Here is an 18,393-nt window from a genome sequence, read left to right on the forward strand (position 1 = left end):
CTGACGGCGATATCTACCGCCAGCGTGTCTATGCGTTCGAAGACGCGCCCGGCGCGGACGGCCGCGTGCGCATGGGGGTCTACACGCTTGCCGAGCCGGAGCGATTTGCCAGTGCCGAGGCGCGCCTTGCAAGCCTTCAGGCGCTGTCACCCGAAGACCTCGAACGCTCTGATCCCGGTTGCGATTTCTACTGGCAGGCCAGCGAGACGGGCTATGCCGGCGAGATAGATGATGGCGCCTGCCGGGTAGTCTCCAGCCGTTCCGGGCGGGAGCTTGTCATCACGGCGCGCTTCACCATCGCGCCTGACCTCTTCACCCACGGCGAGGCCGGGCACTACAGTGATGACGGTATTGCCGCGTTCGCTCCGCCCGGCGGCATTCCCAATATCTACGACCGCATCGAGCACGCGCCAGGACAGCCATGACCCAACGCTTTGAACCGACCATGATCCGGTCTGACAAGACCGCCCGCGAACTGTTCGAGGAGGTGCGTGCGAACCCTGCCCGCGCCCGTTTCGGGTTTGGCAGCAAGCTCGCCATCATCAATGTCGATCCGCAAAAGGCCTATACCCGGCCGGACCTGTTTCCGAAGACGGCCTATGTGACCGACCCTGACCAGCTCACCCATGTGAACCGCATTTCGAAGGCGGCGCGGGCAAAAGGCCTGCCGGTTGTCTGGACCCATGTAGCCTACATGGACAATGCCGCCGATGCCGGCATCTGGGGCACCCGCACCGATACGCCGGACAGCCTGCAGAACATCAAGTATGGGTCTGAGCGTCACGCCTTCGATGACCGGGTGGAGATCGACCGGACGGTCGATGCCGTCTACACCAAGCGTATGCCGAGCGCGTTCTTCGAAACTCCGCTGGCAAGCTTTCTGACCTGGCACCGCGTCGACACGGTGGTGATCACCGGCGGGTCGACCTCGGGCTGTGTGCGGGCAACCGCCGTCGATGCACTCTCGCACGGCTATCGCACGATCATCCCTATGGAATGCGTCGCCGACAAGCATGAGAGCTATCACTTTGCAAACCTCACCGACCTGCAACTGAAATACGCCGATGTGGTCGAGGTCAGCGAGGTTGATGACTGGATTGCAGGCTATCAGGGATGAGCGCGCCCGACCCCAATCTCTACGACTACTGGCCCTATCGTGACCGGCCGAAAATCGTCTGGCCGGGGGAAAAGAAACTCGCCTTCTGGATCGCGCCGAACATCGAGTTCTACGAGTTTGACCCGCCGAAGAACCCCAAGCGCCCCGGCTGGCCGCGCCCGTCCCCGGACGTCACCGGCTATTCCCAGCGCGATTACGGCAACAGGGTCGGCCACTGGCGGCTGATGGAAATGCTGGACCGCCACGCGCTTCGCGGCTCGGTCAGCCTGAATGTCGCCATGTGCGACCATTGCCCGGAAATCATCGAGGCGTGCGCCGCGCGCGACTGGGAGTTCTTCTCCCACGGCATCTACAATACCCGCTATTCCTACGAGATGGACGAGGCGCAGGAGCGCGCCGTGCTGGCCGATTCCATCCGCACGGTGGAGGCGGCGACCGGACAGCGCATCCGCGGCTATCTTGCCCCTGCCCTCACCCATACGCCGCGCACGCTCGACCTGATTGCCGAGCACGATTTCTGGTACACGTGCGACCTGTTCCAGGATGACCAGCCCCAGCCGGTGAAGACGAAAACCGGCAAGCTCGTCTCCATGCCCTATTCGCTGGAGGTGAATGACGTCATCACCTATGGCGCACTGGCGATGGACCCGTGGCGTAATGCCGACATTCTCAAGCGCCAGTTCGACCAGTTGCTCGAAGAGGGCGAACGCTCCGGCACCGTCATGTGCATCCCGCTTCACGCCTATCTGGTGAGCCAGCCCCACCGCCTGCGCGCTTTCGAGGCGGCCCTTGCTCACATTGCCGGGCACAGGGACAATGTCTGGTTCACGACCGCGCGCGAGATTGCCGGCTTCTACCGCGAGAATTGCTGGGACCAGACGCAAGCCGATATTGCCTCCAGAGGGTGCGCAACTGGCGGAACCGGCTTTGAAGGAGCGAGCACATGATCATCGCAAGCCTCACCGCGCTAGCCCTGCAGGCTGCTCCTGCAGGTCTTGAAGGCATTTGGGACGTGGCCCTGTATTTCAGCGCCGATGCGCCGCCCAGCGCCACGACGATGGTGCTGTCTCCCGAAGAGAATGGAACGCTGGACGGTGAATTTTACGGCTCCGCCTTTGGCGCTGCCCGCCACGCCGAAAGGAATGGCACCACCGCCTTTACCGCCGTAACCGAGGATTCAAGCGGGCCCTATCTCCATTCGGGCCGGCTGATGCCCGACGGCCGGATCGAGGGGCAGACTTTCTCAGTCGGGCGAGACTTCCTGATGCTCTGGACGGCGGAGCGCCGGGAGGAGCTGGCCGAATGACGCTTCCTTCCAGCTATCTGGAATATCCCCGGCGCGGGCATGGACAGGACATGGACCGCCATGACTGGCAACTGGCGAAGGACCGGGCACCGGTACGCCTTGCCAATGGGAAGGCGCTCGCCGTGATGATTGTCGTCAATTGCGAGTTCCATCCGATAAACCCGGCGAACTCCCCCTTTCGCCATCCTGCGGGCATGGTCACGCCCTGGCCGGATCTTCGCCATTTCACCAGCCGCGACTACGGTAACCGGGTTGGCGTATTCCGCATTCTGGACGCTCTGAAACAGGCTGGCCTGAAGGCGACCTTCCCGGTCAGCGCCGACCTGATCGCGCGCGCCCGTCCGCTGGTGGACGCCATTGCCGAAGGTGGACACGAGATTGCGGCAGCGGGCCTCAATGGCGATGCCATCCACTGGTCGGGACTGGAAAGGGATGAGGAAAACCGGCGCATCGAGGCGGTGCGGCGTGCCTTTGACGGTGCAGGCCTCAATCCCGTCAGCTGGATGAGCCCGGCGCGCCAGCAGAGCTTTGCGACACCTGACCTTCTCACCGCACACGGCTTTACCCGCACGCTGGACTGGGAAACCGATCAGGTGCCGGTTGCCTTGCGTACCGAAAGCGGACCCCTCACCGCCCTGCCGGTGCATAACGAGCTGGAGGACTTCAAATTGCTGATCGAGCGCCATCAGAGCGAGGCGCTCTGGCGTGACCAGATCATCGAGGCGAAGGATTTCCTGATCGCCGAAAGCGCGGCGCGCGGCGCGGGCGTACTCGGCTTTACCCTGACACCTTTTGTTGCCGGGCAGCCCTTCCGGGTCTGGGCCTTGCGCGAGATGCTGGTAGCGCTCGCTGGCGATGAGCAGGTCTGGTGCGGGCGTGCGGATGAGATCGCACAGGCATTCTCGCAGGCGGCTCCATGACGGTCATGACCGGCTGGGACGATCTGCGCGCCTTTGCCCTCGCGCTGGACCTGCCAAAGGTTGAGGACAGCATTTCCTGGGGCAATCCGGGCCTGAAAGCCCATGGCAAGCTCTGGACCTGGTGGTCACCACAGGACTACGCCGATGCGCCGGTCTTCAAGGTTGCGCCGGAAGAACGCGACTTCCTGATGGAGGCCGCGCCGGAAATCTTCTTCATCACTGACCATCACAAGCCCTATGGACTTGTCCTGATGCGCCCTGACCGGTTCGACGCGGACTGGGCCCGCAGCAATCTGTTCAAGGTGTGGCGCCAACAGGCGCCCAAGCGGTTCCTGAAGGACTGGGACGCGAGCAATGCCCATCGTTTGAAGGAGTTCGGCCATGACCACACGGCGTGACATTCTTGGCGGAGCCGCAGCGCTCGGCGCAGCCGCCCTTCTCCCCGCCGCCCATGCACAGGCCGAGCGATATTCAGCGCTCGCTCTCCAGATGCGCTGCGATGCAGTCAATCAGGACACCAGCCGCGAGTCTGCCCGCGCCCGCATGATGGCCAGCATCGGGCGGGCACGGGCCCAGATCGCCAGCTCGAAAGCTTTCCTGCGCACGTTCAACGGCACTGAACTGAAGCTGGTCGTCGTGCCGGAATACTTCATCACCGGCTTTCCGCTGGGCGAAAGCCGGGCGCAGTGGCGCGACAAGGCCGCCATTGATATCGACGGGCCTGAATACGAGGCGATGGCTGCAATGGCGCAGAGCCAGAATCTCTATCTGTGCGTGAACGCGTATGAGACCGACACCAACTTCCCCGACCTCTATTTTCAGGCGAATGTGATCTTCGCTCCCAATGGCGATCAGATATTGCGCTATCGCCGCATGATCTCGCTCTACACGCCGAGCCCGTTCGATGTCTGGGATGCCTATCTGGAAATTTACGGCTATGACGCGGTGTTTCCGGTCGCCCGGACCGATATCGGCGTTCTGGGCACCGTTGCGTCCGAGGAAATCCTCTACCCGGAAATCGCCCGCATGCATGCCATGAAGGGCGCAGAGATACTGCTTCACCCAACCAGCGAGGTCGGCTCCACCGAGCTGACGCCCAAGCACATCGCCAAGCGCGCGCGGGCGGTGGAGAACATGGCCTACGTCATCTCGGCAAATTCTGCGGAAATTGCCGGAACGCCCATCCCGTCCGCTTCGACCGACGCAATGAGCCAGATTGTCGACTGGAATGGCCGGGTGTTGGCCGAGGCACAATCGGGCGAAAGCCTGAACGCCAACGCGATACTGGACCTTGATGGACTTCGCGGTGCCCGCAGCCGGACCGGGATGACCAATCTTCTCTCCCGCCAGCCCTTCGCGGCCTATGCACCCGCCTATGAGAGCGCACAGGGCGCCCAGCCCAACGCGCTGGCCGATGGCGGCATTGATGACCGCGCCGCTGCTCTCAACCGGCAGCGTGCAGTCATAGAACGCCTGCAGGAAATGGCCGGGGGCTAGCCGCCCCCTCACCTATTCGGCGGCGTCGCGGCTCGCCGGATCGTAGGCGGCGCCCAGCGCCTTCATCTCGTCCAGCCCGAGCACCCGGTTGAGCCCGTCAAAATCGAGCATCTTGCCGCGATATCCCGCGGTGGAACCGGTCTGCTTCAGGCCTTGCAGGAAGTCCTGCGCAGCGAAGGTCAGCGCACGCACCATCGCGCCCGGCGTGATGACGAGCTGATAGCCGATGGCCTCCAGCTCCTCGGCCGTGCGCAAAGGCGTGCGTCCGCCTTCCACCATGTTGGCCAGCAAGGGAATGCGCCCGGCAAAGCGGGTGGCGATAGCCTGCAATTCCTCCTGAGAGCGCGGCGCTTCGACAAAGAGCAGGTCTGCACCGGCGGCGCGATAGGCCTCGGCCCTTTCCAGCGCGCTTTCAAAGCCTTCCACCGCGATGGCATCGGTACGCGCGATGATAAGCGTCTCCTCTGACCGGCGTGCGTCGGCAGCGGCGCGCACCTTGCCCACCATCTCTTCGGTCGAAATCAGGGACTTGCCAGCCAGATGCCCGCAGCGTTTGGGCAATTGCTGGTCTTCAAGCTGGATCGCGCTCGCTCCGGCCTGCTCAAACGTAATCATGGTGCGCTGCACGTTGAGCGCATTGCCAAAACCGGTGTCGGCATCGACGATCAGCGGCAGCGAGACACGCTCGCGGATACGCCGCACGACGCCAGCAACCTCCTCGGCACTGACAAGGCCCAGATCGGGGCGGCCAAGCGCGGTGTAGGCGATGGATGCGCCCGACAGATAGGCTGCTTCGAAACCGGCCTGCTCGACCAGCAGGGCAGACAGCGCATCGTAAACTCCCGGAGCCAGGACTGCCGGTTTCTGCGCAAGGCGCGCTTTCAGGCTCATGATATTGGCTCCCTCGCGCCGAAGCGTGCTTTAAGGGACTCCATGAGCCCCCCCGCTTCGATCATGGTCTTGAGATGGTGGGGCATAGGGGTGACTGTCGCCGTCGCGCCCGTGCCCGGATTGGTCAGCTTGCCGGTGTCCCAGTCGAAATTCACGACATCACCAGTGACGGCAAAGCCCGGATGGTCCAGTACGTAAGCCGGCAGGCCGATATTGATGGCATTGCGGAAAAATATACGGGCGTAGGAACGCGCGAAAATCGCGGCAATACCCAGCCGCTTCAGTGATATAGCTGCCTGCTCGCGGCTGGAGCCTATGCCGAAATCCTCGCCAGCGATCAGGAAATCGCCCGGCTTCACGCGGGCAGAAAAGCCTGGATCAATAGCCTCCAGGCAATGGCGAGCGAGGCCTTCCGGCCCCAGCTTCATGGCATGGCCAGGGGCCAGCACATCGGTATCGATACGGTCCCCGTAGACAAAGGCCTGTCCAGTCTGCACCCCGTTCATGCCGCACGGCTCCGTTCAGACGCCAGCTTGCGGGGATCGGTGATCCGTCCGGTGACGGCGCTGGCCGCAACCGTAAAGGGCGACCCCAGCCAGACCTCGGCGTCCTTGTGGCCCATCCGTCCCTTGAAATTGCGGTTGGTGGACGAGATGCACACCTCACCCTCCGCCAGAAGCCCCGCGCCAAGGCCGGCGCAGGCCCCGCAGCCTGAAGGCAGCATAACGGCCCCGGCATCGGCCAGAATGGCCAGCGTGCCATCCTTCGCTGCGGCCTGTGTGACCTTGGCAGACGCAGGCGCGACCAGCAGGCGCACGCCTTGTGCCACCTTGCGCCCTTCAAGAAGGCTTGCGGCCATGTGAAGGTCGGACAGCTTGGCGCCTACACACGCGCCGATATAGGCCTGATGGATTTCGACGCCCTCATGGCGCGTCACATCGCTGGAGTTGGCCGGGCTGTGGGGAGCCGCCACCTGCGGGGCGAGGCGCGAGGCATCCAGCGTGAAGACCTTCTCATAAGGGGCGCCTTCATCCGATTGCCAGCGAATGATCTCGCTGTCATCGATCTCACCGCCATGCGAACGGATATGGGCGAGCGTAACCGCGTCCGGCTCGACAAGCCCCACCTCGCCGCCCAGTTCTGCGGTCATGTTCGCCAGCACCATGCGGGCTTCCATGTCCATGGCCTGCACGGTCTCGCCGCCAAACTCGATGGCCTTGAAATGATTGCCCATGCCTAGGTCCCGGCAGAGCGCGAGCATGATGTCCTTGGCAGAAACGTAAGCGCCCAGGGCTCCGCTTATCTCCACCCGGATGGTGTGGGGAACATTGGTCCAGGTCTCGCCGGTTGCGGCGATGGCAGTCATGTCGGTGGCGCCGAACCCGGCGGCGTAGCAACCGAACGCTCCGCCATTGGTGGTGTGGGAATCGCCGCCCGCAACGAAGAGTCCGGGCCGCAAATGCCCGTGCTCGGGCAGGATGACATGGCAGATGCCGCGCATGTCGTAGAAGTTCCGGACACCATAATCGCGTGCAAAGTCGCGCGTGGTTTTCAGGATAGACGCGCTCTCCGCATCGACGGCCGGTACATAATGGTCCGACACGATGACCACGCGGTCCGCGTCCCAGAGCCCTGTCCCCAGCGCTTCGAGACGCGCACGCCAGCGGCGCGGGCCCGAGCTGTCATGGGCCATCGCCAGGTCGACTTTCACCGTGACGATCTCACCCGGCTCCACATGCTCTCGCCCGGCGGCACGCGCCAGGATTTTCTGAGCAAGAGTGGCGGGTTTTGTCACGATGCGGGGTCCCCTGTCTGTCTGATACCGGACGATAGGAATTCCGGCCTTGGAAGCACAAGCCATAAAAGATATATCTTTATAACATTTCTTGGGAAACCCGGAACCGCAAACACCACACACGGCGTAAAAAACGCTGCAGAGGGACCACACGATGCCATCGGCCGACCGTTCGACACACTCAGGAATTTCCTTTCAGTGGGATGATGCGTTGCAGCTTGAGACGCTTCTGACCGAGGAGGAGCGCATGGTGCGCGACACCGCGCGCGGCTATGCGCGCGGGGCGTTGCTGCCGCGTGTGACGAAGGCGGCACGCGAGGAGCATTTCGACCGGGCGATCATGACCGAGATGGGCGAGCTTGGCCTTCTGGGCGCGACCCTGCCGGAGGCCTATGGCGGATCGGACCTCTCCCATGTCGCCTACGGGCTGATTGCCCGCGAGGTCGAGGCGGTCGATTCGGGCTATCGCTCGGCGATGAGCGTGCAGTCCTCGCTGGTCATGTACCCGATCTTCGCCTTCGGCTCGGAGGCCCAGCGCAAGACATACCTGCCCAAGCTGGCTTCAGGCGAGTTTGTGGGCTGCTTTGGCCTGACCGAGGCCGATGGCGGGTCTGATCCGGGCGCGATGCGCACGAACGCGAAGAAGGTTGAAGGCGGCTACGTCCTCAACGGCTCGAAAATGTGGATCACCAACTCGCCCATCGCCGACCTTGCGGTCGTCTGGGCCAAGCTTGATGGCGAGATACGCGGCTTCATCGTGGAGCGCGGCACACAAGGCTTCGAGACGCCCAAGATCGAGGGCAAGCTCTCGCTTCGTGCCTCGGTCACCGGCTCGATCTCGCTGGACGAGGTGAAGGTGTCCGAAGACGCCCTCCTGCCGGGCGTGAAGGGCCTGCGCGGGCCGTTCTCGTGCCTGAACAAGGCGCGCTACGGCATCTCCTGGGGCGCGATGGGGGCGGCAGAGTTCTGCTTCCACGCCGCGCGCGACTATGCGCTCGAACGCATCGTCTTCGGCAAGCCGATCGCGGCCACCCAGCTGGTCCAGAAGAAGCTCGCCGACATGCAGACCGAGATCACGCTGGGGCTACTGGGCGCGCTCCAGCTCGGCCGCCTGATCGATCAGGGCGCCTTCGTGCCCGAAGCCATCTCGCTGATGAAGCGCAATAATTGCGGCAAGGCGCTCTCAATCGCCCGCGAAGCACGCGACATTCACGGCGGCAACGGCATCGCGGAGGAATATCACGTGCTGCGCCACGCGGTGAACCTCGAAACCGTCAACACCTATGAGGGCACACACGATATCCACGCCCTGATCCTGGGACGCGCCATCACAGGACATCAGGCCTTCGCGTAGAGGGCCGTCTAGCCCTTCGGCCACATGTTGAGCTGGGTCTGGGTGGTGAGCGAGACGAGCTTGCCATCCTCCCGCTCGATCCGGGTCTGCCAGACCTGGCTGGTCTTTCCCTTGTGAACCGGGGTCGCAATCGCGATGACCTTCGAGCCCACAGGCGGGCTTGAGATCATGTTCGTCTTGCTCTCGGTCGTGGTGGTGCTCACCGCCCCTTCCGGCAGAGACACGAAGGCACCGATGGCCCCGGCAATGTCGGCGAGGCTCATCATGGCCCCGCCATGCAGCGTGTCGCCGAGCGTGCAGATGTCGGCGCGCACCTCCATTTCCGCGACCACACGCTCCGGCCCCGCCTCGGTCACAATGATGCCGAGCGTGCGCGCCAGCGGCACGGCAAAGTCGTTGAGTTGATCGACCGTCAGACCCATCGGGACTTACTTCTCTACTGCCTCGGGCTGGCGCGAAGGCGCTGCGGCGATCTCGCCCAGCATCGCATCGACGCGGCGGGCGACATCGATGACCGTCTCCACAGCGCCTGCGAAGAAGGGCAGGGTCATGTTCTCATAAGTATCGCTCGGCTGGTGATAATGCTGGTGATCCTCCACACCAAGGTAGAGGAAGGCGATGCCGGCAGCATGGAACGGGCCATGATCGGAGAGCATCGTCCAGTCATTGCGCGGATTGTCGGTCGGCTCGTCATAACCGGTGCGCAGATTTATGGATGAGACTTCAGAGGCCGCAGCCACCACATCCACCAGAATGGGGTAGTGCCAGGTGCCGACCGCGTAGAGATCGTCGGTCTCGCTATAGGCAATCATGTCCATGTTCAGCATGAAACCAATGGATTCATAGCCCTCTGGGCGGTTCGCCACGAAATGGCGCGCCCCGCGAAGACCACCCTCCTCGGCGTCAAAGGCCACAAGGATCACGTCGTTCTGCGGCGGATTTTCCATGAAGGCCGCCGCAAGCGCCAGCAGCCCTGCCGTGCCCGAGGCATTGTCATCGGCCCCGTTGAAGATATTGCCGTCCTCATCGACGCCGACATGGTCGTAGTGCGCGCCGATCACCATCACGTGCTCGCCGGGATTGGTGCCTGCAATGCGGCCGACCAGATTGATCGCCTCAATCGTCTCGCGCGGCGCATCGGGATCACGAAAGTCCAGCGAGCGCTCGAAGGTGAAGGACTGGGCGTAGTTTTCAAACACCGGCTCAACGCCGATCTCGGTAAGGCGCTCGACCAGATAGGCACGCGCGCGCGCATTGCCCTCAGTGCCCACGAGGCGGCCCTGCATGTCGTCAGCCGACAGGATGCGAAGGTCTTCCAGCGCCTGCGCCTCGCGCGAGATGGCGGGCTCTTCGGGCGCCGTGCAGGCGGCCAGAACCAGGGCAAGCGCCGGCAGCGCGAGAAAATGTCGTATCGTGTTCATGTGTCGATGAGGCCCCTGCCCTGACTGACGGATGGACGAGCGACTTGCGGATTCGCCGTCATTCACCCAAGTCTAGCGGCACACGGCGCGGCGAACAGGAGAAACTTTCATGCCCATGCAGGCTGGAGACATTGAACGCCTGATCCTTGAGGCCCTGCCCGGCGCGAGCGTCGAGATCGAGGATCTGGCCGGGGATGGCGATCACTATCGCGCGACAGTTGTCTCGCCTGCCTTTGCGGGACTTACCCGTGTGAAGCAGCACCAGCTGGTCTATAATGCGCTCGGCGGGCGGATGGGCGGCGAGTTGCACGCTCTGGCGCTTGTCACCCGCGCGCCCTGACGCGCCCGCTTGACCGGAGGCCTCCGCCTTCCTAGCTCTCGCCCATACTCACCCCGCGCGAAGGAGCGCCCATCATGACCGACACTGCCACGCTTGAATCGATCCGCAATACGGTGGAAGGCCACGATGTCGTGCTGTTCATGAAGGGCACACCGCTCTTTCCCCAGTGCGGGTTTTCCTCGCTCGTCTCGCGCGTTCTGCAGCACATGGGCGTCGAGTTTCACAGTGTGAACGTCCTCGAAGACATGGATGTGCGCGAAGGCGTGAAGGTCTATTCCGAATGGCCGACCATCCCGCAGCTCTATGTGAAGGGCGAGTTCATTGGCGGATGCGACATCGTCAAGGAAATGTACGAGACCGGCGAACTGAAAGCCCTGCTCGCAGAAAAGGGCGTCGAGGCGGCCTAGCGCCTCGGCCGGGGTGCCGGCACTTCACGGTTGATGACGCGCACGGCAGCGCTGGGCGGCAGGCCGAGATCGTCCAGCGTCCAGCTCAGCTCCACACCTTCGGGCAGATAGGCCCGGCACAGATCAGGTTGCAGACGCCTGAACTCCACCGTGAATGACCAGCGCGTGCGCGAATCCATCATCACGACCGGCTCGAAGCTCTCTTCGCGAGTGCAGCCATTGGATGCCACCTGCACCCGCAGCGACCCGTCGGCGGCCCGGTAAGAGCCATAGACCGGCTCCGGCTCGCCCGGCAGGCCGGCCGGCGTCGCGGATACACAGGCGCTCACGCCGAGCGCCAGGGCGAGGCCGGAGATGGCATGACGGAGCGTGTTCATCGGGTGTCCCTTCGTGGTTCGCCTGATGTCCTGCCCCATTCCACATGACTGCAAGCTGAAGGCAAACAAAAAGCCCGCCAGACTTGCCGGCGGGCTTTTCGCTTCTGCAGGTATGCGATTTTCGCCTTACGACGCGTAGAACTCGACCACGAGGTTCGGTTCCATCTTCACCGGATACGGCACGTCGGAGAATTCCGGCACGCGCGTATAGGTGGCTTTCATCGCCTTGGCATCGAGATCGATATAGTCCGGCACTTCACGCTCGGCGCTGTCGAGCGCTTCGAGCACGAGGGCCATGTTGCGCGATTTCTGGCGCACTTCGACCACGTCACCCGGCTTCACCTGGTAGGACGAGATGTTGACGCGCTTGCCGTTCACCATCACGTGGCCGTGATTGACGAACTGGCGGGCGGCGAACACGGTCGGCACGAACTTGGCGCGGTAGACGACCGCATCCAGACGGCTTTCGAGAAGACCGATCAGGTTTTCCGCGGTGTTGCCGCGGCGGCGCTGCGCCTCTTCATAGGTGCGCGCGAACTGCTTCTCGGTGATGTTGCCGTAATAGCCCTTGAGCTTCTGCTTGGCCATCAGCTGGAGGCCGAAATCGCTCATCTTGCCCTTGCGGCGCTGGCCGTGCTGGCCGGGGCCGTAGGGGCGGTTGTTGATCGGGGATTTCGGACGGCCCCAGATGTTCTCGCCCATACGGCGATCAATCTTGTATTTCTGCGAATGACGCTTCGACATGGTTCTCTCTTCTTGTGACGCGGCCCGGCAAACGCTCCCTCACAAGGCGTTCGCAATGCAACACGGCGGTTCACGCATCGTCCCGTGGGATGGATATTCAGAGCCGTCATCCGGCTCCAGCGCGAGGGAAGCGCGGGTGATATGCGCGCGCACGCGACTTGTCAATTCTGACAGGTGCCATGCGCGCGCCGGTGCGCGGTGTTCCTACTTGCCGGAAAGCACGGCGCGGATCGCGGCGAGCGCCTCTTCACCCTTGTCAGCGTCCGGGCCGCCGGCTTGCGCGAAATCAGGACGGCCACCGCCGCCCTTGCCGCCCAGAGCCGCAGAGCCGGCACGCACCAGCTCGACCGCATCGGCTGCGCTGCCTGCGAGATCTTCGGTCACACCGACCGCGATAGCGGCCTTGCCATCGACAATGCCGACAAAGGCGGCGATGCCGGAGCCCATCTCCTCGCGGGCGGCATCGACCAGGGCGCGCAGCTCCTTGCCGCCGACGCCTTCGACGATACGCCCGGTGAATTTCAGATTGCCGATGACTTCGGCGGCCTGCGGCGCAGCCCCGCCGCCGCCACCCATGGCGAGTCTGGTCTTGGCCTCGCTGAGCTCACGCTCCAGCCTGCGGCGCTCGTCCATCAGGGTGGCAAGCCGCTTTTCGAGATCGCCAACCGGCACCTTGAGCGCATCGGCAGCAGCCCGGGCAATGCCTGCCTGCTGCTCGAGATATTCGCGCGCCGCCTCACCGGTCAGCGCCTCGACACGGCGCACGCCAGCCGAGACCGCGCTTTCGCCGACAATCTTGAACAGGGCAATGTCACCGGTCCGGCGGACATGGGTGCCGCCGCACAATTCCACCGAATAGGCCTTTCCGGGCTCGCCGGGCGCTTGGCCGATGGTGAGCACGCGCACGCGGTCGCCATACTTCTCTCCAAAGAGCGCGAGCGCGCCCTTGGCGATGGCTTCCTCGGGCGTGGACTCCGCCGTTTCCGTCTCGTCGTTCTGGCGCACGACGGCGTTCACTTCCGCCTCGATGGCAGCAAGGTCAGCCGAGCTGAGTGCGCGCCCGTGCGAGAAGTCAAAACGCAGCCGGTCCGGCCCGACATAGGAGCCCTTCTGGGCCACATGCGGACCCAGCACGTTGCGCAGCGCCGAATGCATGAGGTGCGTCGCGGAGTGGTTGGAGCGGGTGCGGTCACGGCGGGCCGTATCGATGTTCAGATCCGCCGCATCACCCACAGAGATCGCGCCGCTTTCCAGTACACCGATATGGGCGAAGACATCGCCCGCGCGCTTCTTCACGTCCTCGACCACGAAGCGGGCGCCATTGGCAAAGCGGATATCGCCTGCATCCCCGACCTGACCGCCGGACTCGGCATAGAAGGGTGTGCTGTCAAAGACCAGTTCGGCGCGCGCACCCGCCTGCAAGCCATCCTGCATGCCGCCTTCGGCAATGATGGCTTTCAGCACGCCCTCGCCGGACGTCTCGCCATAGCCGGTAAAGCGGCTCGGCCCAGTGACGTCGCGCACGGCAAACCAGACCGCATCGCCGGCAGCATCGCCGGAACCTTGCCAGTGGGCACGCGCTTCGGCGCGCTGGCGCTCCATGGAGGCGTTGAAACCGGCCTCGTCCACGCTCAGGCCCCGCGCGCGCAGCGCATCCTGGGTCAGATCGAGGGGGAAGCCATAGGTGTCATAGAGCTTGAAGGCGGTCTCGCCGGGAAGCGGCGCACCTTCGGGAAGATCGGCGATCGCCTCTTCCAGCAGGGTGAGGCCGCGGCCCAGCGTGCGCTGGAAGCGTTCTTCCTCGCCGCGCAAGGTCTCCTCGATCACCGGCAAGGCCCGATTGAGTTCGGGGAAGGCCTCGCCCATTTCGGCGGCGAGCACCGGGGCGAGCGTGTAGATCACGGGCTCTGCCGCGCCCAGGATATGCGCATGGCGCATGGCCCGTCGCATGATGCGGCGCAGCACATAGCCCCGCCCCTCATTCGACGGCGAAACACCGTCTGCAATCAGGAAGCTGGTGGCGCGCAAATGGTCCGCGATCACGCGGTGGCTGGCGAGCGCCTCGCCTTGTGCCTTTACCTTCAATGCGTCCTCGCCAGCCGCGATGAGACGGGCAAAGAGATCGATCTCGTAATTATTGTGCTTGCCCTGCAAGACTGCAGCTACGCGCTCAAGGCCCATGCCGGTATCGATGGAGGGCTTGGGGAGTGCGCGGCGCGAGCCGTCAGGCTGCTGCTCGAACTGCATGAACACGAGATTCCAGATCTCGATGAAGCGGTCACCATCCTCGTCCGGGCTGCCGGGAGGGCCTCCGGGGATATGGTCGCCATGGTCGAAGAAAATCTCCGAACACGGGCCACACGGCCCGGTATCGCCCATCATCCAGAAATTGTCGGACGTCGCGATACGGATGATGCGCTCATCGGGCAGGCCGGCGATCTTCTTCCACCATCCCGCTGCCTCGTCATCATCGGCATAGACGGTGACAAGGAGCTTGTCCTTTGGCAGGGCAAAATCACGTGTCACCAGCGTCCAGGCGTGATGGATCGCCTCTTCCTTGAAATAGTCACCGAAGGAGAAATTCCCCAGCATTTCAAAGAAGGTGTGGTGGCGGGCGGTATAGCCGACATTATCAAGGTCGTTGTGCTTGCCACCGGCGCGCACGCATTTCTGCGACGAGGCCGCACGCGGGTTGGCCCGGCGCTCTGCGCCCGTGAACACGTTCTTGAACTGGACCATCCCGGCATTGGTGAAGAGCAGGGTCGGATCGTCCTTCGGCACGAGCGGGCTTGAGGCCACCACTTCGTGGTTCTGGCCTTCGAAATAGCCAAGGAACTGGGCGCGGATATCGCGCAAGGCTGTCATGGCAGGCTCCACTCGTCTTTTGAAAAACACCGGTCTTGAAACGCACATATACGAACGGGCGCCCGGCTTAGCCAAGCGCCCGTCGCAATGAAAGGCGTTTTACCGCAGAAAAGGCGGGTTTCTATCCGGCCGCTTCCGCCGCATCGTCGAGATCATCGTCCTCGCCCGGACCGACCAGCATCTCTTCCGCAATGAGGCCGGCATTGGCGCGGATCTGGTTTTCGATCTTCTCGGCGATCTCGGGATTGTCGAGCAGGAACTTGCGGGCGTTCTCGCGGCCCTGACCTATACGCTCGGAGTCGTGCGAGTACCAGGAGCCGGATTTCTCGATGATCCCGGCCTTCACACCCAGATCGATGACCTCGCCCATGCGCGAGATACCCTCGCCATAGAGAATGTCGAACTCGACCTCGCGGAAGGGCGGTGCCACCTTGTTCTTGACCACCTTGACGCGCGTCTGGTTGCCGATCACCTCGTCACGGTCCTTGATCGCGCCGATGCGGCGAATGTCGAGACGCACGGAGGAATAGAATTTCAGCGCATTGCCGCCGGTCGTCGTTTCCGGATTGCCGAACATCACGCCGATCTTCATGCGGATCTGGTTGATGAAGATCACAAGGCAATTCGACTTGGAGATCGAGCCGGTCAGCTTGCGCAGGGCCTGGCTCATCAGGCGGGCCTGCAGGCCGGGGAGGCTGTCGCCCATATCGCCTTCAAGCTCGGCGCGCGGGGTCAGGGCGGCAACCGAGTCGATCACCAGCACATCGATCGCGCCGGAGCGCACCAGCGTGTCGGTGATTTCCAGCGACTGCTCGCCAGTATCGGGCTGGGAGACCAGCAATTCACCGACATCCACACCCAGCTTGCGGGCATAGACCGGGTCAAGCGCATGTTCGGCATCGACGAAGGCGCATACGCCGCCGCGCTTTTGCGCCTCGGCAATGCAATGCAGGGCAAGCGTGGTCTTGCCCGAGCTTTCCGGGCCGTAAATCTCGACAATGCGGCCCTTGGGCAGACCGCCAACACCCAGAGCAATGTCGAGGCCGAGCGAGCCGGTCGATACCGCTTCGATATTCTGGTTGGGGCGGGCGCCGAGCTTCATCACGGAGCCCTTGCCGAACTGCCGGTCGATCTGCGTCAAAGCGGCTTCGAGAGCCTTGGACTTGTCCATATCGGTGTCTTTCACCAGTCGGATTGCTGAAGATGCCATCGGTTCGGTTCCCTTATTTCACGCCTTGCCGGGCCGGGCAATTGCGCTGTGTTGAGGGATTTCGTACCGTATTTGTTCCGGGAACGCAAGAAGAACATTTGGGCGCTGCCGGACAACCCCGCCCTGCCTTGCCTAGCGTCCGAGTTCGTCCTTCACGCGCTGGGCCAGCGCTTCAAGGCTGAAGGGCTTGGGCAGGAAGGAGATATCCAGATCGGCCGACAGCGTGTGGGAGAAATGCTCCTCGGCATAGCCGGAGATGAAGATCACCCGCGCATTGCCAAGATAGGGCGCCGCCGCCTTCAGAAGTCCCGGACCATCGAGGCCCGGCATCACCACGTCAGAGATGATGAGGTCAAACTCGCCCGGGCGCTCCTCGAGAATCGCCAGCGCCTCTTCCCCGTCCTCGGCCTGTTCCACCTCGTAACCGCGCCGCTTCAGCGTCGAGGCTGTGATGGTGCGCACCGGCGCTTCGTCCTCAACCAGCAGGATGCGGCCCCGCCCGGCGAGATCGGCCGGTTTGCGCTGGACGGGCACTTCGGCCTTGCGGGCCTCGGTGCGGGCAATCTCCTCGGCATCAGGCGTATGGCCGGGCAGGTAGATCGAAAAAGTCGTCCCCTCACCCGGCGTGGAGCGCGCAAACAGGAAGCCGCCCGACTGCTTGACGATGCCATAGACGGTGGCAAGGCCAAGGCCCGTCCCCTTGCCCGGCTCCTTGGTGGTGAAGAAGGGCTCGAAAATCTTGGCGAGCGTGGCCTCGTCCATGCCCGATCCCTCGTCAGCCACATGGATGGCCGCCCACGCGCCTTCGCGCGCGTCGGGCGCACCGGCGGCGCGCACGGCATTGGCATCCACGGCCTCGGTGGAGATGGTCAGCGTGCCGCGTCCCTTGGCGGCCATGGCATCGCGCGCATTGGTGGCAAGGTTCATCAGCGCGTTGGCCAGCTCGTCCTTGTCGATTCGCACCAGCGGCACGTCGCGCCCATGTCGGATCTCGACGCGCATCCATTCCTCGACGCTCTGGCGCACCAGATGGACGGTATCGGCCAGCGTCTCGGTCAGGTCGACCGTCTCCACGCGCAAGGTCTGCTTGCGGGCAAAGGCGAGCAGATGCTTGATCCGGCCAGCGGCCTGAGCGACCACACCATTGATGTTCTGCAGATCGGGATAGGTCGGATCGCCGACCGGGTGACGCAGCAGCAGGTTGTCGGTGTTCAGACGTATCGCGGTCAGGAAATTGTTGAAGTCGTGCGCGACGCGCGCAACCAGCTCGCCGACGGCCTTGAGTTTCTGAGCCTGCGCATACTGACCTTCCAGCTCACGCAGGGCGGTGATGTCGACCACATAGGCCGCACGCTTGCCAGACCGGGCCGGCGACAGGAAGAGGTGGACATCGCGCAGCCCGTCGGCGGATTTCAGCTTCAGCGCGACAGGCTCGCTGCGGCCCGACATGGCAGTGGCAAAGGCCGTCTCGGCGCTTTCGCCCTGGCTCCAGTCGAAAAGCGATTCAAACGCGATTCCGGGTATCGCCGCGCCGCCGGAAAGCTGGACGAGGGCCGGGTTTGCATCCTCGACAATGGAGCTGGACGGGTCGGCACCATCCAGGCGCGCCACGCCAAACGGGGCGCTGGCAAACATGTCATCGAACGTGCGACCTGTGCGCCCTGCGGTATGCTGGGCAATGACCTGCGCAATGCCGGGCGGTGTGCCGGCGGCGGTCAGGCCGTAGACGACGGCGCGGGCGCGCGCCGGACGCCCGCCATCCCAGTTAACCGCCAGAGTGACCGGACTTTCGACACCCTCGCGGCCGAGAAGCCGGGCATCGAGGCGGCTGACGCCCTGCTCTGTGCGCGTTTTCAGGAAGCTCTTTGCCATGTCACCGGCGAGGAAGTCCTTCACCTTGAGGGCTTGCCCCTCCGGCACGTCCAGCCAAGCGCGCAAGGTGGCGTTGGCGGCGAGAACCCTGCCCTCTCCATCGGCGAGGAACAGGCCAACCGGCGCATGTTCGGCCCAGTCCGGCGTGCCCGGCTCGGTCTCCAGCGCCTCTGCTGCGCGGGTCTGGGCAAAGCGCCACAGCGCGCCGCCGCCCGGCACCGGATCGACAACGACGCTGAACACGCCGCCACCGGCTTCGCCCAGTGCCGACAGGGTC

20 protein-coding genes are annotated in these 18,393 nt (G+C 63.8%); 10 read left to right on the forward strand and 10 right to left on the reverse strand.

Annotation, left to right across the window (positions count from 1 at the left end; all coding sequences use genetic code 11):
* The 7 genes from ACTS2Z_RS00655 to ACTS2Z_RS00685 all read left to right on the forward strand — a co-directional run.
* On the forward strand, positions 1-425 hold a 425-nt coding region (locus ACTS2Z_RS00655; protein WP_442571306.1), incomplete at its 5' end, for a CpcT/CpeT family chromophore lyase.
* Between the two features lie 20 nt (positions 426-445).
* Positions 446-1,117 carry an isochorismatase family protein gene (locus ACTS2Z_RS00660; protein ID WP_442571325.1) on the forward strand — a complete coding sequence of 224 codons (672 nt, stop codon included), beginning with the start codon at positions 446-448 and terminating at the stop codon, positions 1,115-1,117.
* Complete coding sequence (locus tag ACTS2Z_RS00665) at positions 1,114-2,064, forward strand: polysaccharide deacetylase family protein (protein ID WP_442571307.1); 951 nt, start codon at positions 1,114-1,116, stop codon at positions 2,062-2,064. The genes ACTS2Z_RS00660 and ACTS2Z_RS00665 overlap by 4 nt, the downstream gene beginning before the upstream one ends.
* Positions 2,061-2,423 (forward strand): hypothetical protein, encoded by a 363-nt coding sequence (locus tag ACTS2Z_RS00670; protein ID WP_442571308.1) that lies wholly within the window; start codon positions 2,061-2,063, stop codon positions 2,421-2,423. The genes ACTS2Z_RS00665 and ACTS2Z_RS00670 overlap by 4 nt, the downstream gene beginning before the upstream one ends.
* Positions 2,420-3,343, forward strand: a complete 924-nt coding sequence (locus ACTS2Z_RS00675) for a polysaccharide deacetylase family protein (RefSeq protein ID WP_442571309.1) — start codon at positions 2,420-2,422, stop codon at positions 3,341-3,343. Before ACTS2Z_RS00670 ends, ACTS2Z_RS00675 begins: the two co-directional genes overlap by 4 nt.
* Entirely contained in the window at positions 3,340-3,741 is a 402-nt protein-coding gene (locus tag ACTS2Z_RS00680; RefSeq protein WP_442571310.1) for an MmcQ/YjbR family DNA-binding protein, read from the forward strand. Before ACTS2Z_RS00675 ends, ACTS2Z_RS00680 begins: the two co-directional genes overlap by 4 nt.
* Complete coding sequence (locus ACTS2Z_RS00685; protein ID WP_442571311.1) at positions 3,725-4,840, forward strand: nitrilase-related carbon-nitrogen hydrolase; 1,116 nt, start codon at positions 3,725-3,727, stop codon at positions 4,838-4,840. Before ACTS2Z_RS00680 ends, ACTS2Z_RS00685 begins: the two co-directional genes overlap by 17 nt.
* A 12-nt stretch (positions 4,841-4,852) precedes the next feature.
* On the opposite strand, the gene ACTS2Z_RS00690 is transcribed toward ACTS2Z_RS00685, so the two are convergent.
* Genes ACTS2Z_RS00690 through ACTS2Z_RS00700 form a run of 3 tightly spaced genes read right to left on the reverse strand, consistent with a single transcriptional unit; the run spans position 4,853 to position 7,526 of the window.
* Complete coding sequence (locus tag ACTS2Z_RS00690; protein ID WP_442571312.1) at positions 4,853-5,731, reverse strand: isocitrate lyase/PEP mutase family protein; 879 nt, start codon at positions 5,729-5,731, stop codon at positions 4,853-4,855.
* A complete protein-coding gene (locus ACTS2Z_RS00695) occupies positions 5,728-6,237 on the reverse strand; it encodes a LeuD/DmdB family oxidoreductase small subunit (protein WP_442571313.1) in 510 nt (169 codons plus the stop codon). Before ACTS2Z_RS00695 ends, ACTS2Z_RS00690 begins: the two co-directional genes overlap by 4 nt.
* The gene (locus ACTS2Z_RS00700; protein WP_442571314.1) at positions 6,234-7,526 is read right to left on the reverse strand and encodes a 3-isopropylmalate dehydratase large subunit; all 1,293 of its coding nucleotides are present in this window, start codon (positions 7,524-7,526) and stop codon (positions 6,234-6,236) included. Before ACTS2Z_RS00700 ends, ACTS2Z_RS00695 begins: the two co-directional genes overlap by 4 nt.
* A 154-nt stretch (positions 7,527-7,680) precedes the next feature.
* Here ACTS2Z_RS00700 and ACTS2Z_RS00705 point away from each other — a divergent pair, with 154 nt between their 5' ends.
* Entirely contained in the window at positions 7,681-8,880 is a 1,200-nt protein-coding gene (locus tag ACTS2Z_RS00705) for an acyl-CoA dehydrogenase (RefSeq protein ID WP_442571315.1), read from the forward strand.
* Positions 8,881-8,888: 8 nt separating this feature from the next.
* On the opposite strand, the gene ACTS2Z_RS00710 is transcribed toward ACTS2Z_RS00705, so the two are convergent.
* Positions 8,889-9,302, reverse strand: a complete 414-nt coding sequence (locus tag ACTS2Z_RS00710; RefSeq protein WP_442571316.1) for a PaaI family thioesterase — start codon at positions 9,300-9,302, stop codon at positions 8,889-8,891.
* A 6-nt stretch (positions 9,303-9,308) separates the two neighbouring features.
* Complete coding sequence (locus ACTS2Z_RS00715; RefSeq protein ID WP_442571317.1) at positions 9,309-10,301, reverse strand: M20/M25/M40 family metallo-hydrolase; 993 nt, start codon at positions 10,299-10,301, stop codon at positions 9,309-9,311.
* Positions 10,302-10,410: 109 nt separating this feature from the next.
* Between ACTS2Z_RS00715 and ACTS2Z_RS00720 the strand changes: the two genes are divergently transcribed.
* The gene (locus tag ACTS2Z_RS00720) at positions 10,411-10,641 is read left to right on the forward strand and encodes a BolA family protein (RefSeq protein ID WP_442571318.1); all 231 of its coding nucleotides are present in this window, start codon (positions 10,411-10,413) and stop codon (positions 10,639-10,641) included.
* A 74-nt stretch (positions 10,642-10,715) separates the two neighbouring features.
* Positions 10,716-11,048 carry a Grx4 family monothiol glutaredoxin gene (grxD, locus tag ACTS2Z_RS00725; protein WP_442571319.1) on the forward strand — a complete coding sequence of 111 codons (333 nt, stop codon included), beginning with the start codon at positions 10,716-10,718 and terminating at the stop codon, positions 11,046-11,048.
* Here grxD and ACTS2Z_RS00730 read toward each other — a convergent pair.
* The 5 genes from ACTS2Z_RS00730 to ACTS2Z_RS00750 all read right to left on the reverse strand — a co-directional run.
* Positions 11,045-11,425, reverse strand: coding sequence for a hypothetical protein (locus tag ACTS2Z_RS00730; protein ID WP_442571320.1), 381 nt, complete (start codon positions 11,423-11,425; stop codon positions 11,045-11,047). The two genes, grxD and ACTS2Z_RS00730, sit on opposite strands and share 4 nt — an antisense overlap.
* Positions 11,426-11,551: 126 nt before the next feature.
* A complete protein-coding gene (gene rpsD, locus ACTS2Z_RS00735; RefSeq protein WP_442571321.1) occupies positions 11,552-12,169 on the reverse strand; it encodes a 30S ribosomal protein S4 in 618 nt (205 codons plus the stop codon).
* Positions 12,170-12,373: 204 nt separating this feature from the next.
* Positions 12,374-15,034: an alanine--tRNA ligase gene (gene alaS / locus ACTS2Z_RS00740; RefSeq protein ID WP_442571322.1), complete on the reverse strand. Its 2,661-nt coding sequence runs from the start codon at positions 15,032-15,034 to the stop codon at positions 12,374-12,376.
* Positions 15,035-15,155: 121 nt separating this feature from the next.
* Positions 15,156-16,244, reverse strand: coding sequence for a recombinase RecA (recA, locus tag ACTS2Z_RS00745; RefSeq protein WP_442571323.1), 1,089 nt, complete (start codon positions 16,242-16,244; stop codon positions 15,156-15,158).
* 132 nt (positions 16,245-16,376) lie between these two features.
* A partial coding sequence (locus tag ACTS2Z_RS00750) for an ATP-binding protein (RefSeq protein WP_442571324.1) occupies positions 16,377-18,393 on the reverse strand: 2,017 nt, incomplete at its 5' end.

The sequence above is a fragment of the Glycocaulis sp. genome (assembly GCF_052168375.1).
Lineage (GTDB): Bacteria > Pseudomonadota > Alphaproteobacteria > Caulobacterales > Maricaulaceae > Glycocaulis.

Bases quoted from the DNA above. Each gene is read 5' to 3' on its own strand.
- grxD (WP_442571319.1), top strand. From the start codon at position 10,716: ATGACCGACACTGCCACGCTTGAATCGATCCGCAATACGGTGGAAGGC.
- ACTS2Z_RS00670 (WP_442571308.1), top strand. From the start codon at position 2,061: ATGATCATCGCAAGCCTCACCGCGCTAGCCCTGCAGGCTGCTCCTGCA.
- ACTS2Z_RS00660 (WP_442571325.1), top strand. From the start codon at position 446: ATGATCCGGTCTGACAAGACCGCCCGCGAACTGTTCGAGGAGGTGCGT.
- ACTS2Z_RS00720 (WP_442571318.1), top strand. From the start codon at position 10,411: ATGCCCATGCAGGCTGGAGACATTGAACGCCTGATCCTTGAGGCCCTG.
- ACTS2Z_RS00695 (WP_442571313.1), bottom strand. From the start codon at position 6,237: ATGAACGGGGTGCAGACTGGACAGGCCTTTGTCTACGGGGACCGTATC.
- alaS (WP_442571322.1), bottom strand. From the start codon at position 15,034: ATGACAGCCTTGCGCGATATCCGCGCCCAGTTCCTTGGCTATTTCGAA.
- ACTS2Z_RS00680 (WP_442571310.1), top strand. From the start codon at position 3,340: ATGACGGTCATGACCGGCTGGGACGATCTGCGCGCCTTTGCCCTCGCG.
- ACTS2Z_RS00710 (WP_442571316.1), bottom strand. From the start codon at position 9,302: ATGGGTCTGACGGTCGATCAACTCAACGACTTTGCCGTGCCGCTGGCG.
- ACTS2Z_RS00715 (WP_442571317.1), bottom strand. From the start codon at position 10,301: ATGAACACGATACGACATTTTCTCGCGCTGCCGGCGCTTGCCCTGGTT.
- rpsD (WP_442571321.1), bottom strand. From the start codon at position 12,169: ATGTCGAAGCGTCATTCGCAGAAATACAAGATTGATCGCCGTATGGGC.
- ACTS2Z_RS00730 (WP_442571320.1), bottom strand. From the start codon at position 11,425: ATGAACACGCTCCGTCATGCCATCTCCGGCCTCGCCCTGGCGCTCGGC.
- recA (WP_442571323.1), bottom strand. From the start codon at position 16,244: ATGGCATCTTCAGCAATCCGACTGGTGAAAGACACCGATATGGACAAG.
- ACTS2Z_RS00690 (WP_442571312.1), bottom strand. From the start codon at position 5,731: ATGAGCCTGAAAGCGCGCCTTGCGCAGAAACCGGCAGTCCTGGCTCCG.
- ACTS2Z_RS00685 (WP_442571311.1), top strand. From the start codon at position 3,725: ATGACCACACGGCGTGACATTCTTGGCGGAGCCGCAGCGCTCGGCGCA.
- ACTS2Z_RS00675 (WP_442571309.1), top strand. From the start codon at position 2,420: ATGACGCTTCCTTCCAGCTATCTGGAATATCCCCGGCGCGGGCATGGA.
- ACTS2Z_RS00665 (WP_442571307.1), top strand. From the start codon at position 1,114: ATGAGCGCGCCCGACCCCAATCTCTACGACTACTGGCCCTATCGTGAC.
- ACTS2Z_RS00705 (WP_442571315.1), top strand. From the start codon at position 7,681: ATGCCATCGGCCGACCGTTCGACACACTCAGGAATTTCCTTTCAGTGG.